This is a genomic window from Pseudomonas sp. R28(2017) (assembly GCF_002112505.1).
Classification (GTDB): Bacteria; Pseudomonadota; Gammaproteobacteria; order Pseudomonadales; family Pseudomonadaceae; genus Aquipseudomonas.
Genome location: NZ_NEHW01000006.1, coordinates 196,313 through 211,672, shown reverse-complemented (window position 1 = coordinate 211,672; position 15,360 = coordinate 196,313). Strand labels below are relative to the sequence as shown.

The 15,360-nt window shown below is 63.8% G+C and carries 19 protein-coding genes and 1 tRNA gene; 10 read left to right on the top strand and 10 right to left on the bottom strand.

The features are described 5' to 3' along the window. The first annotated feature begins 136 nt into the window (after window positions 1-136). On the top strand, window positions 137-337 hold the full coding sequence (locus tag CAF78_RS13105; RefSeq protein WP_085676109.1) for a hypothetical protein: 201 nt from the start codon (window positions 137-139) through the stop codon (window positions 335-337). A 1-nt stretch (window position 338) separates the two neighbouring features. Here the strand turns inward: CAF78_RS13105 and CAF78_RS13100 are convergent, their stop codons facing one another. Beyond that, the gene (locus CAF78_RS13100) at window positions 339-752 is read right to left on the bottom strand and encodes a DoxX family protein (RefSeq protein ID WP_085676108.1); all 414 of its coding nucleotides are present in this window, start codon (window positions 750-752) and stop codon (window positions 339-341) included. Between the two features lie 104 nt (window positions 753-856). Beyond that, window positions 857-941 (bottom strand) — tRNA-Leu (locus tag CAF78_RS13095). Window positions 942-1,144: 203 nt separating this feature from the next. On the opposite strand from CAF78_RS13095, the gene CAF78_RS13090 reads away from it, so the two are divergent. From CAF78_RS13090 to CAF78_RS13075, 4 genes are all read left to right on the top strand, one after another. Continuing rightward, entirely contained in the window at window positions 1,145-1,429 is a 285-nt protein-coding gene (locus CAF78_RS13090) for a hypothetical protein (protein ID WP_085676107.1), read from the top strand. A gap of 84 nt (window positions 1,430-1,513) precedes the next feature. Next, window positions 1,514-2,674 (top strand): nitrogen regulation protein NR(II), encoded by a 1,161-nt coding sequence (locus tag CAF78_RS13085; protein ID WP_085676106.1) that lies wholly within the window; start codon window positions 1,514-1,516, stop codon window positions 2,672-2,674. A 6-nt stretch (window positions 2,675-2,680) separates the two neighbouring features. Beyond that, window positions 2,681-4,126 (top strand): ATPase domain-containing protein, encoded by a 1,446-nt coding sequence (locus tag CAF78_RS13080; RefSeq protein ID WP_085676105.1) that lies wholly within the window; start codon window positions 2,681-2,683, stop codon window positions 4,124-4,126. 12 nt (window positions 4,127-4,138) lie between these two features. Further along, entirely contained in the window at window positions 4,139-4,492 is a 354-nt protein-coding gene (locus tag CAF78_RS13075) for a response regulator (RefSeq protein ID WP_085676104.1), read from the top strand. Window positions 4,493-4,562: 70 nt separating this feature from the next. On the opposite strand, the gene csrA is transcribed toward CAF78_RS13075, so the two are convergent. From csrA to CAF78_RS13040, 8 genes are all read right to left on the bottom strand, one after another. Then, the gene (csrA, locus tag CAF78_RS13070) at window positions 4,563-4,760 is read right to left on the bottom strand and encodes a carbon storage regulator CsrA (protein ID WP_012315047.1); all 198 of its coding nucleotides are present in this window, start codon (window positions 4,758-4,760) and stop codon (window positions 4,563-4,565) included. A 254-nt stretch (window positions 4,761-5,014) separates the two neighbouring features. Next, complete coding sequence (locus CAF78_RS13065) at window positions 5,015-6,037, bottom strand: DNA topoisomerase IB (protein ID WP_085676103.1); 1,023 nt, start codon at window positions 6,035-6,037, stop codon at window positions 5,015-5,017. Between the two features lie 57 nt (window positions 6,038-6,094). Then, window positions 6,095-7,186 (bottom strand): molybdenum ABC transporter ATP-binding protein, encoded by a 1,092-nt coding sequence (modC, locus tag CAF78_RS13060; RefSeq protein ID WP_085676102.1) that lies wholly within the window; start codon window positions 7,184-7,186, stop codon window positions 6,095-6,097. A 1-nt stretch (window position 7,187) separates the two neighbouring features. After that, the gene (gene modB, locus CAF78_RS13055; protein ID WP_085676101.1) at window positions 7,188-7,868 is read right to left on the bottom strand and encodes a molybdate ABC transporter permease subunit; all 681 of its coding nucleotides are present in this window, start codon (window positions 7,866-7,868) and stop codon (window positions 7,188-7,190) included. Then, on the bottom strand, window positions 7,868-8,626 hold the full coding sequence (modA, locus tag CAF78_RS13050) for a molybdate ABC transporter substrate-binding protein (protein ID WP_085676100.1): 759 nt from the start codon (window positions 8,624-8,626) through the stop codon (window positions 7,868-7,870). The genes modB and modA overlap by 1 nt, the downstream gene beginning before the upstream one ends. 271 nt (window positions 8,627-8,897) lie before the next feature. Further along, entirely contained in the window at window positions 8,898-9,974 is a 1,077-nt protein-coding gene (locus CAF78_RS13045; RefSeq protein WP_085676099.1) for a nitronate monooxygenase family protein, read from the bottom strand. A 24-nt stretch (window positions 9,975-9,998) separates the two neighbouring features. Then, window positions 9,999-10,169, bottom strand: coding sequence for a hypothetical protein (locus tag CAF78_RS28570; protein WP_177408533.1), 171 nt, complete (start codon window positions 10,167-10,169; stop codon window positions 9,999-10,001). A gap of 8 nt (window positions 10,170-10,177) precedes the next feature. After that, window positions 10,178-10,480, bottom strand: coding sequence for a DUF1883 domain-containing protein (locus CAF78_RS13040; RefSeq protein ID WP_085676098.1), 303 nt, complete (start codon window positions 10,478-10,480; stop codon window positions 10,178-10,180). Between the two features lie 159 nt (window positions 10,481-10,639). On the opposite strand from CAF78_RS13040, the gene CAF78_RS13035 reads away from it, so the two are divergent. From CAF78_RS13035 to gorA, 5 genes are all read left to right on the top strand, one after another. Further along, window positions 10,640-10,999, top strand: a complete 360-nt coding sequence (locus tag CAF78_RS13035) for a hypothetical protein (RefSeq protein WP_085676097.1) — start codon at window positions 10,640-10,642, stop codon at window positions 10,997-10,999. A gap of 145 nt (window positions 11,000-11,144) precedes the next feature. Continuing rightward, complete coding sequence (locus tag CAF78_RS13030) at window positions 11,145-11,795, top strand: cytochrome c (RefSeq protein WP_085676096.1); 651 nt, start codon at window positions 11,145-11,147, stop codon at window positions 11,793-11,795. Beyond that, window positions 11,792-12,712, top strand: coding sequence for a c-type cytochrome (locus CAF78_RS13025; RefSeq protein ID WP_085676095.1), 921 nt, complete (start codon window positions 11,792-11,794; stop codon window positions 12,710-12,712). The genes CAF78_RS13030 and CAF78_RS13025 overlap by 4 nt, the downstream gene beginning before the upstream one ends. A gap of 196 nt (window positions 12,713-12,908) precedes the next feature. Next, window positions 12,909-13,748, top strand: a complete 840-nt coding sequence (gene galU, locus CAF78_RS13020; protein ID WP_085676094.1) for a UTP--glucose-1-phosphate uridylyltransferase GalU — start codon at window positions 12,909-12,911, stop codon at window positions 13,746-13,748. Between the two features lie 157 nt (window positions 13,749-13,905). Further along, complete coding sequence (gene gorA / locus CAF78_RS13015; protein WP_085676093.1) at window positions 13,906-15,261, top strand: glutathione-disulfide reductase; 1,356 nt, start codon at window positions 13,906-13,908, stop codon at window positions 15,259-15,261. Window positions 15,262-15,360: the final 99 nt, after the last annotated feature.

The window sequence follows — 15,360 nt, the reverse complement described above, 5'->3', positions numbered from 1 at the left end:
ATGAAGGCGGGCAACGAACGTTTTGAAGGGAGAGATTTCAGCCTGAGGTCGGTCGGTTAAGTCAGCATTAACCGTAATCCATTGACCACGACCAACGATGCGCCTATACAGGCGTGCCAGATTTCCAGGAGCCACCATGCGCGACGAAGACGACCTGCACGAGCCCGAACACGATCACCTGCTCGATCACGAATTCCTCTATGAAGACTTCGACCCTGAAGCAGACGCCCAGGGCGCCGAGGACGAGGTGGAGGAAGACGAAGACGAAGAATGGCTGGATGACCTCGATGACGAAGCGCGCGATCACCCAGCCTGGCACGATGACCTGGACGATTGAATCAGCGCCCGTCCACCGAGAAGCGCCCCGGGCCGCTGACTGCCAGCACCAGCAGGCCGCCGCAGATGCTGAGGTTTTTCAGGAACTGGGTCATGTTGGCGGCGCGCTCCGGGTCGACCATGTTCCAGAACGGATGGCCAAGCAGCCCGGTGCCCAGCACGAACAGGGCGAACAGTAAGGCCAGCGGGCGCGTGTAGAAACCGAGGATCAGCAGGATGCCGACGATGAACTCCATGAACACCGCAACCGCTGCCGCCAGCATCGGCGCTGGGGCGCCCAGCGAGGTCATGTAGCCGACCGTGCCTTCGAAGCCGGTGAGCTTGGCCCAGCCGGACAGCACGAAAAGAATCATGAGCAGCACGCGGGCGATCAGGAGAACGAAGTCGCGTTGACCATCGAGCAGGGAATAGCGCATGGCGGCATACCGGTGGACGGAGACAAGCTCCACTCTAGCAGCTGCGCGGAAGATTGCTGGCGGGCAGCAAAAAGGCGCCGCAAGGGCGCCTTTTCAAAGAAGTTTGGTGCGAGTGGCGGGACTCGAACCCGCAAGGCTCACGCCGACAGATTTTAAGTCTGCTGTGTATACCAATTCCACCACACTCGCACGCTTGAAAGGGTCGTGACGACCGGCGCGCTTCTAGGCAGAAGGGCCTGACAATCAAGTGCGCTTTATAACCCATTGTTATAGTTGAGTCAATCGCAGCACCTATGATCAAAGTAATGAGGGGTTGATCAAATGGGCAATTGACACCTTGCTGTCATTAGGCCACTGTTGCCCACTTCATTGGATCCAATGAGTGTGATGCCATGTCCCAGGCCACTCCCTCGACGCCTCCCGGGCGCACGGTTCGCCCTCGGTTGTTCTGGCGCCTGCTGTTCGCCCAGGTGTTGCTGATGGGCGCTTTTCTGTACCTGAGCCTGATCGCCCTCGGTGGCTACCTGCTGATGCTCGGCTTTGATGCCGAACACCCGCAGCCGCAGCGCTGGATGGCGCTGGCAGGTGGCGGCCTGATCGTGCTGGTCGGCCTGTGGCTGCTGAAGGTGGCGATGCCGCGGCGTATCAGCCCGGTACTGGTCGAACCCGAGCGTTGATAATCTGTTACAGCACGCGCTGTTGCAGTAGGGTACGCTTGGCTAAGCTAATCAGGTCCCTCCCGCTGTGCCTGTGGAGTTTGCATGGTTTCAGCCGACTGTATCGATCACCCTGTCATGCCCGCCAGCCGCTATGAGCAGCTGGTGCAGTCGGTGGTGGACTACGCCATCTACATGCTCGACCCCACTGGCCACGTGGTGTCCTGGAACGCAGGCGCGCAACGGATCAAGGGCTACCGCGCCGAAGAAGTCATCGGCCGGCATTTCTCGCTGTTCTTCACCCCGCAGGACTGCGCCGAAGGGCGCCCCGAGCGCCTGCTCAGGCAGGCGCTGGAGCAGGGCGTGGCGCAGGACGAAGGCTGGCGCGTGCGCAAGGATGGCACGCAGTTCTGGGCCTTGGCCGCGCTCGATGTGATCCGCGACGAGCAGGGGCAGATCGTCGGCCTGGCCAAGGTCACCCGTGACATCACCGACCGGCGCGAGTCGGCGCTGCAGCTCGACGCCGTGCGCGCCCAGCTGTTCCAGGCGCAGAAGCTCGAAGCGCTGGGCCAGCTCACCGGTGGCCTGGCACATGACTTCAACAACCTGCTGACCATCATCATCAACTCGGCGCGCCTGGCGCAGGCCAGCCAGGACCCGGTGCGGGTGGCGCGCATGCTCGAGCACATTCTCGATGCCGGGCAGCGCGGTACCGAGCTGACCCAGCAACTGCTCAGCTTCGCCCGCCACCGTCAACTCGATGTCTCGCTCATCGCTCCGGCCAGGCTGCTGGAGTCTACGCGGGGCCTGCTGGAGCATGCGCTGCCGCGTGAAATCGTGTTGAAGGCGTACCTGCAGCCCGACCTGCCACTGATCGAGGTGGATACCGGGCAGTTGCAGATGGTACTGCTCAACCTGCTGTTCAACGCGCGCGATGCGATAGGCGAGCGGGGCACCATCGACCTGGCGGTGCTCACGGTCGACCTGGCGGGCGAGGTGGAGGGGCTGCACGGCGCGTTCGTGTGCTTCGAAGTGAATGACAGTGGTGACGGTATCGACCCGCTGGTACTGCCGCGCATCTTCGAGCCGTTCTTCACCACCAAGCCGTTCGGCAAGGGCACCGGCCTGGGTCTCAGCCAGGTCTACGGCTTCGCCAAGCAGAGCAATGGCGCCATCAGTGTCGAAAGCACGCTCGGCCAAGGCACATGCATGCGCCTGTATCTGCCGGCCTATCAGCCCGTTGCGGGGGCACAAGACAACAGGTAAGCCACCATGGTGCAGGCACTCAAACGGCTGGTCACGGGGATCGAAGGGCTCGATGCGCTGCTCAAGGGCGGCTTGGTGGCGGGCGCTTCCTACATCGTTCAGGGGCCGCCTGGGGCGGGCAAGACCATCCTGGCCAACCAGCTGGCCTGCAGCCATGTGCGTGACGGTGGCAAGGTGCTGGTGGCGACCTTGCTCGCCGAGTCCCATGAGCGATTGTTCCAGTACCTGGCCACCCTCGAGTTCTTCGACCCGGCGCTGGTTGGTGACCAGATCCAGTTCGTCAGTGCATTCGACACCCTGGAGCAGGAGGGGCTCGATGCGGTGGTCAGGTTGCTGCGCCAGGAAATCGGCAAGCAGCAGGCGAGCCTGCTGATCGTCGATGGCGTGCTCAATGCCCGGGTGCGCGCGGAAACGGCGCTGGATACCAAGAAGTTCGTCTCCGAACTGCAGGGGCATGCGGCCTTTGCCGGTTGTACCGTGCTGTTGCTGACCAGTGCCCGGCTGGATGACAACAGCCCGGAACACACCATGGTCGATGGTGTGATCGAGTTGGGTGAGCAACTGGTCGGTAGCCGCGCGGTGCGCCATGTGCAGTTGCGCAAGACGCGAGGCAGCGGGGCGTTGTCCGGGCGCCACGAGTGCCTGATCGATGAGTCGGGGATGCATGTCTACCCGCGGCTGGAAGCGCTATACAGCCACCCCAGCCAGCTGGGTAGCGCGTCCTTGAACCGGGTATCCACGGGCGTTGGGGTATTGGATGAGATGCTCGGCGGGGGCCTGACATTGGGCTCGGTCAGCCTGCTGATCGGCCCCTCGGGGATCGGCAAGACCTCCCTGGGCCTGGCGTTCCTGGCGGCAGCCACTGCCGAACAGCCGGCCTTGCATTTCGGCTTCTACGAAACCCCCGCCAGGCTGCGGCTCAAGGCGGCATCGCTGGGCTACGACTTCGCTGCCCAAGAGCGTGCGGGTGCCTTGCAGCTATGCTGGCAACCGACCACCGAAGGCTTGTTGGACCAGGTGGGCGCGCGCCTGCTCGCCCAGGTCGAGCAGCAGGGCAGCAAGCGTGTGTTGATCGACAGCCTGGGCGCGTTCAGCCGCCTGGCAACCGACCCGGCGCGGCTCAATGCGTTCTTCCGGGCGCTGGCGGGCGAGCTGCGGGCGCGGGATGTCAGCGTCATGCTCACCTGGGAGATGCGTGACATTTTCGGTTCGGAAATCACCGCCCCGGCACCGGACCTGTCGAGCATCGTCGACAACCTCATGCTGATGCGCTTCGTCGAACTGGACTCCCAACTGCGGCGCATGCTGTCGATCCTGAAAGTGCGCGACAGCCATCACGACCCGGCGCTGCATGAGCTGCAGATCGGGCCGCAGGGCATCAGCCTGCACAAGGCGTTCGAGGGCGCCTGTGGTGTGCTTTCGGGTACGCCGGTGCCGCAAGGGGGTGGCTGACGGGGCCTGCCGATGAACACCATTCTGATCGTCGATGACGAATACCTGATCGCCGATATCCTCGGCTTTGCCCTGGAGGACGAAGGCTTTCTGGTGGAAAAGGCGAGCAATGGGCGCAAGGCACTGGAAGCGCTGAGGGAAAAGCGCGTAGAGCTGGTGATCACCGACTACATGATGCCGGTGCTCAATGGCGAGGAACTGGTGCGGGCGATTCGCGACGAACTGGAGCTGCCTGACCTGCCGGTGATCCTCATGAGCGGCGCCCAGGCCAGCCAGGGGCGCCCGGAGCTGTTCGCTGCGGTCTTCGACAAGCCCTTCGACATGGACAGAATGATCGCCAAGGTGCGCGAGCTGCTCGGCACCTGAGGTTCAGGGTGCGGCTTGCGCCGGCCATTCGATCAAGCGCGTCCGTGCGGCTTGAAGCGAGGCGCTCAGGTCAGTGTTGGTCGTCGTGCTTTTCCGGAGCCGGGCTGCCGGCCTGGATGCGTTTGAAGATCTCTTCACGGTGCACCTGGACATCCTTTGGTGCATCGATGCCAATCCTCACCTGCATCCCTTTTACGCCCAGAATGGTGACTTTGATGTCATCGTTGATGACGATGCTTTCGCCAACCTTACGGGTGAGTATCAGCATGTAGTTCTCCTTGGTGATATAGAAATCCGTCGGGCCACTGGGCCGTAACGGTGGGAGCGTGTCCCTCTTCCTTCTCATTAAAGACGCTTTCGGCGGATAGTAATTCCCCGAAAGACAAATTCTGTTGCGTGTCTTTAGTTGCAGGTGCCGAAGTAAATGCTGCTAAGCGGGTCGGCGAAGGTGCTCGGTGGCAAGAATAGGGGGCTTCGGCCTTTATGGGAAATTTCTCTGCATGATGGCCTGAATAGTGCGGCTCAATCATCGGCTGTTGTTTCCAGGGCTTGAAGAAACAGCAGCAAGGCCACCTCTTCGTTGTCCAGCCCCTTGCGCACGCGGCGCCCGGGCAAGTTGGCCAGGCGCCCGAGGGCGTAATGCTCGAGCACGGCTGGGTGGATGTAGCAGCGCCGGCAAACCGCCGGGGTGTTGCCCAGGCGGGTGGCCACCTGCTTGACGATGGCCGCGACCTGGCGCTTGGCTTCGCTCTCCGGTTCCCAGGCCAGCGGCCTGAGCAGGCTCAGGGCCAGGCTGCTGCCAGCCCAGGTACGGTAGTCCTTGGCGGTGAAGTCGGCGCCGGTCAGTTGCTGGAGAAACTGGTTGACCTCGCTGGAACCAATGCTGTGCCGTTGGCCATCTTCGTCCAGGTACTGGAACAGCGCCTGCCCAGGCAGCTCCATGCAGCGTTTGAGCAGGTTGGCCAGGCGCCGGTCACGCAGCGTGACGTTATGCTCCACCCCGCGCTTGCCGCGGAACTGGAAGCGCACGGTGCTGCCCTGTACCTTTACGTGGCGGTTGCGCAAGGTGGTCAAGCCATAGGACTGGTTGTCGCGCAGGTAGCGCTGGTTACCGATGCGGATCAGCGTGTGGTCGAGCAGGCTCACCACCAGCGCCATGACCTTTTCCCGATCCAGGCCAGGGCGGGCCAGGTGCGCTTGCAGTTGCGCGCGCAGTTTCGGCAGGGCCTGGGCAAAGGCCAGCATGCGCCCGTACTTGTGCTGGTCGCGCAGTTCGCGCCACTGGGCGTGGTAGCGGTACTGCTTGCGGCCACGGGCATCGCGACCGGTGGCTTGCAGGTGGCCCTGCGGATCGCTGCAGATCCACACATCGGTGTAGGCCGGCGGGATCACCAGCGCGGCGATGCGCGCCAGGGTTTCCTTGTCGCGAACGCGCTGCCCGTGGGCGTCGAGGTAGATGAAGCGGTCGCGCCAACGGCGCCGGGTCAGGCCCGGCTGGCTGTCGTCGACATAGTGCAGGCTGGGTGGCAGAGGGCAGTCAAGCATCGGCGGCAGGCCTCGATCAGGTCACTGATCAATGGACAACGTCCGCTTCGATGATGCTCAGCCCAACAGCGCCACCGACTTGATCTGCGCGAACAGTGCCTGGCCCGGGTGCAGGCCGAGTTGGTCCGCCGAGAACCGGGTGATGCGCGCCAGCAGGGCGTTACCGCCCGCATCCAGGCTCACCAGCACATGCGCCGGGTTGTCTGCCGGGCGTGTTTCGCGCACGCGCACCGGCAGGCGGTTGAGAATGCTCGAGGTGCTGTCGGCGCGCAGGGCCAGGCTTACATCCCGGGCCTGGACCTTGACCCGCAAGGTACTGCCCATGCTGTGTGCCGGGTGGGCGATGCGCAGCACCGGTGCGTCGCCGCCGGGCAGGCGCAGGTCGAGCAGGTCGTAGTGCGGATCGTGGCCGATGACCATGCCCTCGAACACCACCCCGGCGTCCTCGCCCTGGGCCAGCGACAGGTCGAGGCGGGCCAGGGTCTCGCCGATCGGCCCGCTGGCCATGGCCCGGCCTTGCTCCAGCAGCACCAAATGGTCGGCCAGCCGCGCCACTTCGTCCTGGGCATGGCTGACGTACACCAGCGGGATGTCCAGTTCGTCGTGCAGGCGTTCGAGATAGGGCAGGATCTCGCGCTTGCGTGGCCCGTCCAGTGCGGCCAGCGGTTCGTCCATCAACAACAGCCGCGGGCTGCTGAGCAATGCGCGGGCGATGCCGACCCGTTGCGCCTCGCCGCCCGACAAAGTGGCGGGCTTGCGTTCGAGCAGGTGGCCGATGCCCAACAGCTGGCAGGCCTGATCGAGGCTGACCTTGCGCTCGGCCGCGGCGATGCGCCGCCAGCCGAATTCCAGATTGCCGCGCACCGACAGGTGCGGGAACAGGCTGGCTTCCTGGAACACGTAGCCCACCGGGCGCAGGTGCGGTGCCAGGAAGTGGCCGCGGGCGCTGTCTTCCCAGACCTCGCCATTGACCTCGATATAGGCGCTGGCTGCACGCTCCAGCCCGGCCAGGCAGCGCAGGCACGACGTCTTGCCCGAGCCCGAGTGGCCGAACAGCGCGCTGATGCCGCGGCCGGGCAGGTTCAGGTCGACGTCCAGGGTGAAGTCGTCGCGCGCCAGTTTCAGGCGCGCCACAATCGATCCGCTCATTTCAGCTCCAGCCAGTCTTGCCGCGGCGCCCGGCATACAGCAGGAGCAGCACCAGGAACGAGAACACCAGCATGGCACCGGCCAGCCAGTGGGCTTGCGAATACTCCATGGCCTCGACGTGATCGAAGATCTGCACCGAGACCACACGGGTCTTGTCAGGAATGTTGCCACCGATCATCAGCACCACGCCGAACTCACCCACGGTATGGGCAAAGCCGAGGATGCTGGCGGTGACGAAACCGGGCCGGGCCAGCGGCAGCACCACATGGACGAAGGTGTCCCAGGGGCTGGCGCGCAGGGTGGCGGCGACTTCCAGTGGGCGCTGGCCGATGGCGCCAAAGGCGTTCTGCAAAGGCTGCACCACGAACGGCATGGAATACACGGTCGAGCCGATCACCAGGCCGGTGAAGCTGAACACCACCGTACCCAGGCCCATCGCCTGGGTCGCCTGGCCAAGCCAGCCGTGCGGGCCGAGGGCGATCAGCAGGTAGAAGCCGATCACTGTCGGCGGCAGCACCAGTGGCAACGCCACCACCGCGCCCACCGGCCCGCGCAGCCACGAGCGCGTGCGCGCCAGCCACCAGGCGATGGGGGTGCCGACGATCAGCAGGATCAGCGTGGTCAGGCTGGCCAGTTTGATGGTCAGCCAGACCGCGCCGAAGTCACTGGCGTCCAGTGGCATCAGATTTCATAACCGTAGGACTTGATCACCGCAGCGGCTTTCGGGCCTTTCAGGTAGTCGACCAGGGCCTTGGCGGCAGGGTTGTCCTTGCCTTTGTTGAGGATGACTGCATCCTGCTTGATCGGCTCGTGCAGGTTGGCAGGCACGATCCAGGCCGAACCTTCAGTCACCTTGCCGTCCTTGTAGACCTGCGACAGGGCGACGAAGCCCAGTTCGGCGTTGCCGGTGGAGACGAACTGGTAGGCCTGGGTGATGTTCTGGCCTTCGACGATCTTGCCCTTGGTGGCTTCGGTCAGCTTCAGCTTGTCCAGCACCTGGGTGGCGGCCAGGCCGTAAGGCGCGGCTTTCGGGTTGGCGATGGACAGGTGCTGGAACTGGTTCTTCTTCAGCACCTCACCCTTGGCATCGACATAACCCGGCTTGGCCGACCACAGGGCCAGGGTGCCGGTGGCGTAGGTGAAGCGCGAGCCCGGGACGATGTCCTTTTCCTCTTCCAGCTTCTTCGGGGTGCTGTCGTCGGCAGCGAGGAACACTTCGAACGGCGCGCCGTTCTTGATCTGTGCGTAGAACTGCCCGGTGGCGCCATAGGCGGCGACCAGCTTGTGGCCGGTGTCTTTCTCGAAGTCCTTGGCAATGGCCTGGATCGGCGCGGTGAAGTTCGCGGCGACCGCAACCTGCACCTCATCGGCCCAGGCGCTGTTGAGGGAGATCAGGCTGGCCAGGGTGGTGGCGGCCAGGTGGGACAGGCGGATACGCATGAAGACAGCTCCTTGAGGTGGTTATCGTTATGGTGCGAACTATATAGCGATAGGCCATTTGTCGGGAAGGGGCTGGAGGCAGGGTTATAGCTTGGCAGTCATGGGGTGTCAGTGCCGGCCCTTTCGCGGGCAAGCCCGCTCCCACAGGTACTGCACGGGCCCTGAGCCTTGTGCAGCCTGCGGGGCACCTGTCTTGCTCAATTTCCAGAATCTGGCGCGATCCCTGTGGGAGCGGGCGTGCCCGCGAAGAGGCAGGCGCAGTTTCAAAGCCTTACCGAGCCATCAGCGCCAACGCCCTGTCAGCCAACTCCCGGGTCAGCTGCTCAGCCGGCATGTGCCGGCCCAGGCGCAACGCCTGCCCTGACCACAGGTTGCTGAAATCGCTGTTGCCCTGCGCATCGGTAATCGCCCGCAGTGGCAACAGTGCGCCGCCGGCCAACGGGAAGCGCGGGGCCAGGTCGCTCATTGGCCCCAGCTCGCGCATGATGCGGTTGTTGATGCCACGCGCCGGGCGCCCGGTGAACAGGTTGGTGAGCGCTGTGTCGCTGGCCGCTGCGCTGTCTAGTGCATGGCGGTGGGAGGGGGAGACCTTGGCCTCGGGGCAGAACAGGTAGGCCGTACCGATCTGCACCGCGCTGGCACCCAGGGCCAGGGCCGCCACCAGGCCACGGTGGTCGCCAATGCCACCCGCGGCAATCACCGGCAGGCGCACGGCATCGGCGACCTGCGGCACCAGGGCGAAGGTGCCGATCTGGCTGGTGATGTCGTCGCTGAGGAACATGCCGCGATGGCCGCCGGCTTCATAGCCCATGGCGATGATCGCATCGCAGCCGTTGGCTTCGAGCCACTGCGCTTCTTCCACGGTGGTGGCGCTGGAGAGCACCTTGGCGCCGGTGGCCTTGACCCGCTGCAGCAGTGCGGCCTGTGGCAAACCGAAGTGGAAACTCACCACCTCCGGGCGCAATTGCTCGACCAACACGCAGGCCTGTTCATCGAACGGCGCCCGGTTGGACACCGGCGTGGGCGCATCGAAGTCGGCGCCGACTTCGGCGTAGTACGCTTTCAGGGCCTGCTTCCAGCGGGCGTCGCGCGCAGGGTCGGGCGCTGGCGGCTGGTGGCAGAAGAAATTCAGGTTAAGCGGTTGGCCAGGGCAGGCCGAGCGGAAGGCTTCGATCTCGCCACGCACCTGATCGCCCGTGAGCATGGCGCAGGGCAGGGCGCCCAGGCCACCCGCCTTGGCCACGGCAATCGCCATGGCCGAGCCGCTGGCGCCGGCCATCGGCGCCTGGAGAATGGGCAACTCGATGCCCAGCAGATCGAGGATACGACGGTCGGGCCAGTTGCTCATGCGCTTCTCCTTGTCGCGGCTGCCTTACAGCGCTTTGCTCACCTGGATGTCGCTGATCTTCTCGGCGTCTTCGCCGTGGATCTTGCGCAGCGCTTCGATGGCCTGTTCGTGCGAGGCGTCGGCCATGACCGCGAAGTCCCAGCGGCGCTGGCCGTCGAGCTTGTACTTGATGACGTATTTGATGTTCTGAGTCATGGTGGGCCTTATCCGAGTTTCGACGACGAGCGGCGGATGATCTTGATCTTGTGGGTCAGGGTCGGTTTGCGCGTTACCGAGATCGGGCGGCTGGTCACGGTATCGATGGTGATGTTCCAGAAACCGGTGCTGGGCACGGTGATCCTGGCCGGGAAGCGCTCGAAGTGGCCACCGTGGTAGGTGTGCCGGCCGCCGTTCTTGAAGCTGCGGAAATTGGCGTCGTTCATCAGGCGGATGTTGCAGCGCTGGGAGCACTCGATGACGACGATATCGTCCTCGTTGAGGTGCTCGCGCTGGTGTACGAATTTCATGGGGTGCTCCGCAAGGATTGGTTCTGCAAAGGCGAAAGATACCACGATGTCGGCTAGCGCTGCCGCGCCTGATGGCACGTGCCAGATAAATCGGCCAAAGCACGGAGCAAAACCGCCTGGCTGTGGTCCTACGCTCTCTTGTCATTCGAGGTGCGGCAAATGAAGTGGATGGTGGCGGCGTTGTTCCTGGCGCTGGGTGGTTGTGTCAGTGTTTCGGAACTTGAGCAATCCCATGAAACCCTGGATGTGATGTCTGGCAAGACGCCCCGCGAATATGCCGATTGCATCAAGACGCACCTGGCCGAGACCCGTGGCGCCTTGGTCGAGGAAGCGCGCGATGACGGCTTGCGCCTTGTCGTGCCGCAAAGGTACACGGCCGGCACCGGCCCGGCAGCGTTGGTCGACATCAGCAAGCGCGGCAGCGGCAGCAGCATCAAGCTGCATGAGCGGCTGAACAACTTCCCGCTGCGCCTGGGGGATGTGCGCACGGCAGCTACCGAGTGCATCTCCGGCAGTTGATCTGGCTCAACGGATCCACAGTTAACAGGCCAATTGTCCTCTTCAGGTCGGCTTGAGCGTTGTTGCGAATTCCCTGACGGGACTAGTATCCATTTGCTTATGTTTTTTAAGCCTAAGCTTATAACAAAAGAAATGGAGATTCGTGATGACACCGTTGAGTCGCGTCGTGATCGGCGGCCTGCTGATCCTCGCCTGGCCGGCGGCGCATGCCGCCGATGGCCAGAAAATCTTTACCCAGGGCGGGGCCAACCCCGCCGCCATGGCCTGCCTGGGCTGCCATGGTGCAGACGGCAAGGGGCTTGCCGCTGCAGGGTTTCCCCGCCTGGCTGGCCTGCCAGCCGGTTACCTGAGCAAGCAGTTGCATGACTGGCGCAATGGAAGCCGCCAACAGCCGGTCATGGCGCCGCTGGCCAAAGCCCTGAGCGAGGACGAGATCGAGGCCGTCAGCCAGTACCTGGCCGGCCTGCCGGCCGACCCTGCCCCAGGCCTGCGCCGCCAGCAGATAGCAGGCAACCCCACCGAGCGTCTGGCCCTCTACGGCGACTGGAGCCGGCAGATCCCTGGTTGCGTGCAGTGCCACGGCCCTGGTGGCAGTGGGGTCGGCGAGCACTTCCCGCCGCTGGCCGGGCAGCCCGCTGCCTACCTGATGGCTCAGCTCAACGGCTGGCGCGAGGGTAGCCGCAGCAATGACCCCAACCAGTTGATGGTGGGCGTGGCCAAGGCCATGACCGACGCCGAAGTCAAGGCGATTGCCGAGTACTTCGCCCAGCCCGCCAGCCCGGAGGTCAAGCCATGAAAGCCCTGATACCGACGTTGATGTTGCTGGCCATGGGCAATGCCTTGGCCAAGCAGGCGCCCATCGCCATGGAAGACCAGTCGCAACTCAAGGTCCCCGATGCCCAGGCCGCGCCACAGTTCGCACCGCCGGCCGAAAGCGCACTGCCGGACAATGCCTTCGGCAAAATGGTCCGCGAGGGCCACGCGCTGTTTGTCGATACCCGTCGGCTGATGCCCGAGGCCGTGGGCAACGGCATGAACTGCAGCAACTGCCACCTCGACCAGGGGCGCCTGGCGCATTCAGCACCGCTATGGGGCGCCTATCCGATGTACCCGGCCTACCGCAAGAAGAACGACAAGGTGAACACTTTTGCCGAGCGCATCCAGGGCTGCTTCCAGTTCAGCATGAACGGCAAGCCGCCGGCCGCCGACAGCCCGCAGATGACGGCGCTTGCCGTGTATGCGTACTGGCTTTCGACCAAAGCGCCCACGGGCGTGGAAATCGCCGGTCGCGGCTACCCCGAGGTGCCACAGCCCAAGGGCGGCTACGACTTCAAGCGCGGCGAGCAGGTCTACCGCGAGCAGTGCGCCATGTGCCACGGTGACAAAGGCGAGGGGCAGAAGGTGGCCGGTGAATATGTGATGCCGCCCCTGTGGGGCAAGGACTCCTACAACTGGGGCGCCGGCATGCACCGGATCAATACCGCAGCCTCGTTCATCAAGCACAACATGCCACTGGGCAAGCCGGGCAGCCTGAGCGATCAGCAGGCCTGGGACGTGGCCGCTTTCGTCAACCGCCACGAGCGCCCCCAGGACCCGCGGCTGGTGGACGGTTCGGTCGAGAAGACGCGGCTGAAGTTCCATGCCAACGATGGCGTCAACCTGTATGGCCAGCAGGTCGACGGGGTATTGATCGGGCAGGGCAGCGGCCGTTGAAACCCCATCTTGCCGGCCCTTTCGTGGCTGCCGCGCAGGGGCCGGATGACGGGTTTTTCACGAACCATTTGGAACTATCTACACTGGGTTATCTCTATGATGGCAGCGGTCGTCGCAGGTGGGGCATTGTAAGCTGCATCTCGCCTGATTAGACTGCGCCGAATTCCACAGGCCTCGCCTATGTTTAAGGATGTTTATGATCAAGAAATGCTTGTTCCCGGCAGCCGGCTACGGCACTCGCTTCCTGCCTGCTACCAAAGCCATGCCCAAGGAAATGCTGCCGGTGGTCAACAAGCCACTGATCCAGTATGGCGTTGAAGAAGCATTGGATGCTGGTCTGAACGAGATTTCCATCGTCACCGGTCGCGGCAAACGCGCCCTGGAAGACCACTTCGACATCAGCTACGAGCTGGAAAACCAGATCAAGGGCACCGACAAGGAAAAATACCTGGTCGGTATCCGTCGCCTGCTCGATGAGTGCTCGTTCTCCTACACCCGCCAGACCGAAATGAAAGGCCTGGGCCACGCCATCCTGACCGGCCGCCCGCTGATCGGTGACGAGCCGTTCGCCGTGGTGCTGGCGGACGACCTGTGCGTCAACCTCGATGGCGAAGGCGTGCTCGCGCAGATGGTTGCGCTGTACAAGAAGTACCGCTGCTCGATCGTCGCCATCCAGGAAGTCGACCCGCAGGAAACCAACAAGTACGGCGTCATCGCCGGTGAAGAGATCAAGGACGGCATCTTCCGCGTCGACGCCATGGTCGAGAAGCCGAAGCCGGAAGACGCACCTTCCAACCTGGCAATCATCGGTCGCTACATCCTGACCCCGGACATCTTCGAGAAGATCGAACAGACCGAGCCGGGCAAAGGTGGCGAGATCCAGATCACCGACGCGCTGATGAAGCAAGCGGCTGAAGGCAACGTGATCGCCTACAAGTTCAAGGGCAAGCGTTTCGACTGCGGTGGCGCCGAAGGCTACATCGAGGCGACCAACTTCTGCTTCGAAAACTTCTACAAGGCCGGCAAGGCTTACTGATTCAAGTTGCTGTTGACTGGGGCCGCTTCGCGGCCCTTCGCGGGCACGCCCGCTCCCACAGGGCCTGTGCAATACCTGTGGGGGCGGGCGTGCCCGCGAAGGGTCGCAAAGCGGCCCCAGTGCGTTATGCTGGGCGCCTGCCTAGGAGAGTGAATACATGGCCTACGATTTTGATCTGTTCGTGATTGGCGCCGGTTCCGGCGGTGTGCGCGCGGCGCGCTTCGCTGCGGGCTTCGGTGCAAAAGTGGCAGTGGCCGAGAGCCGCTACCTGGGTGGCACCTGCGTCAACGTCGGTTGCGTGCCGAAAAAACTGCTGGTGTACGGCGCCCACGTCGCCGATGAGCTGGAACAGGCCGCGGGCTTCGGCTGGACCCTGGAAGAGGGCCACTTCGACTGGGGCACGCTGATCGCCAACAAGAACCGCGAGATCGAGCGCCTCAACGGCATCTACCGCAACCTCTTGGTGAACAGCGGCGTGACCTTGCTGCAGGGCCATGCACGCATCACCGGCGCCAACGAAGTGGAAGTGGACGGCCAGCGCTACAGCGCCGAGCACATCCTGATTGCCACGGGCGGCTGGCCGCAGGTGCCGGACATTCCGGGCAAGGAACTGGCCATCACCTCCAACGAGGCGTTCTACCTCAAGGGCCTGCCGCGCCGCGTGCTGGTGGTCGGCGGTGGCTACATCGCCGTCGAGTTCGCCGGCATCTTCCAGGGCTTGGGTGCCGACACCACCTTGCTGTATCGCGGTGACCTGTTCCTGCGCGGCTTCGATGGCTCGGTGCGTACCCACCTCAAGGAAGAGCTGGAAAAGCGCGGCCTGAACCTGCAGTTCAATGCCGACATCCAGCGCATCGACAAGCTTGACGACGGCAGCCTGAAAGCCACCCTCAAGGATGGCCGCGAGCTGCTCGCCGATTGCGTGTTCTACGCCACCGGCCGCCGCCCGATGCTCGACAACCTGGGCCTGGAAAACACCGGCGTGGAGCTGGACGCCCGCGGTTTCATTCGCGTCGACGAGCAGTACCAGACCACCGCCCCGTCGATTCTCGCCATTGGCGACGTGATCGGCCGCGTGCAGCTCACCCCGGTGGCCCTGGCCGAAGGCATGGCCGTGGCCCGCCGCCTGTTCAAGCCGGAGCAATACCGCCCGGTGGATTACCAGAACATCCCGACCGCCGTGTTCAGCCAGCCACCGATCGGTACCGTCGGCCTGACCGAAGAGCAGGCGCTGGAAGCCGGGCACAAGGTGCAGATCTTCGAAAGCCGCTTCCGCGCCATGAAGCTGACCCTCACCGACATCCAGGAAAAGACCCTGATGAAGCTGGTGGTGGACGCCGAGACCGACAAGGTACTGGGCTGCCACATGGTCGGCCCGGATGCCGGCGAGATCATCCAGGGCTTGGGCGTGGCCCTGAAGGCCGGTGCGACCAAGCAGCAGTTCGATGAAACCATCGGCGTGCACCCGACTGCCGCTGAAGAGTTCGTCACCATGCGCACCGTGACCCGCTGATCAAGCCTGGCGCCGCTCCTACAAAGGAGCGGCGCCATCCTCGAAATCGTTTGCTCAGCCCATTCCCTTCTATTAATTAACTGCGGTTATAGCCAAAAC

Bases quoted from the DNA above. Each gene is read 5' to 3' on its own strand.
- CAF78_RS13085 (WP_085676106.1), top strand. From the start codon at position 1,514: ATGGTTTCAGCCGACTGTATCGATCACCCTGTCATGCCCGCCAGCCGC.
- modC (WP_085676102.1), bottom strand. From the start codon at position 7,186: ATGAGCGGATCGATTGTGGCGCGCCTGAAACTGGCGCGCGACGACTTC.
- galU (WP_085676094.1), top strand. From the start codon at position 12,909: ATGATCAAGAAATGCTTGTTCCCGGCAGCCGGCTACGGCACTCGCTTC.
- CAF78_RS28570 (WP_177408533.1), bottom strand. From the start codon at position 10,169: ATGACTCAGAACATCAAATACGTCATCAAGTACAAGCTCGACGGCCAG.
- CAF78_RS13090 (WP_085676107.1), top strand. From the start codon at position 1,145: ATGTCCCAGGCCACTCCCTCGACGCCTCCCGGGCGCACGGTTCGCCCT.
- CAF78_RS13045 (WP_085676099.1), bottom strand. From the start codon at position 9,974: ATGAGCAACTGGCCCGACCGTCGTATCCTCGATCTGCTGGGCATCGAG.
- CAF78_RS13100 (WP_085676108.1), bottom strand. From the start codon at position 752: ATGCGCTATTCCCTGCTCGATGGTCAACGCGACTTCGTTCTCCTGATC.
- CAF78_RS13080 (WP_085676105.1), top strand. From the start codon at position 2,681: ATGGTGCAGGCACTCAAACGGCTGGTCACGGGGATCGAAGGGCTCGAT.
- csrA (WP_012315047.1), bottom strand. From the start codon at position 4,760: ATGCTGATACTCACCCGTAAGGTTGGCGAAAGCATCGTCATCAACGAT.
- CAF78_RS13105 (WP_085676109.1), top strand. From the start codon at position 137: ATGCGCGACGAAGACGACCTGCACGAGCCCGAACACGATCACCTGCTC.
- CAF78_RS13030 (WP_085676096.1), top strand. From the start codon at position 11,145: ATGACACCGTTGAGTCGCGTCGTGATCGGCGGCCTGCTGATCCTCGCC.
- modB (WP_085676101.1), bottom strand. From the start codon at position 7,868: ATGCCACTGGACGCCAGTGACTTCGGCGCGGTCTGGCTGACCATCAAA.
- CAF78_RS13035 (WP_085676097.1), top strand. From the start codon at position 10,640: ATGAAGTGGATGGTGGCGGCGTTGTTCCTGGCGCTGGGTGGTTGTGTC.
- CAF78_RS13025 (WP_085676095.1), top strand. From the start codon at position 11,792: ATGAAAGCCCTGATACCGACGTTGATGTTGCTGGCCATGGGCAATGCC.
- CAF78_RS13065 (WP_085676103.1), bottom strand. From the start codon at position 6,037: ATGCTTGACTGCCCTCTGCCACCCAGCCTGCACTATGTCGACGACAGC.
- CAF78_RS13040 (WP_085676098.1), bottom strand. From the start codon at position 10,480: ATGAAATTCGTACACCAGCGCGAGCACCTCAACGAGGACGATATCGTC.
- modA (WP_085676100.1), bottom strand. From the start codon at position 8,626: ATGCGTATCCGCCTGTCCCACCTGGCCGCCACCACCCTGGCCAGCCTG.
- CAF78_RS13075 (WP_085676104.1), top strand. From the start codon at position 4,139: ATGAACACCATTCTGATCGTCGATGACGAATACCTGATCGCCGATATC.
- gorA (WP_085676093.1), top strand. From the start codon at position 13,906: ATGGCCTACGATTTTGATCTGTTCGTGATTGGCGCCGGTTCCGGCGGT.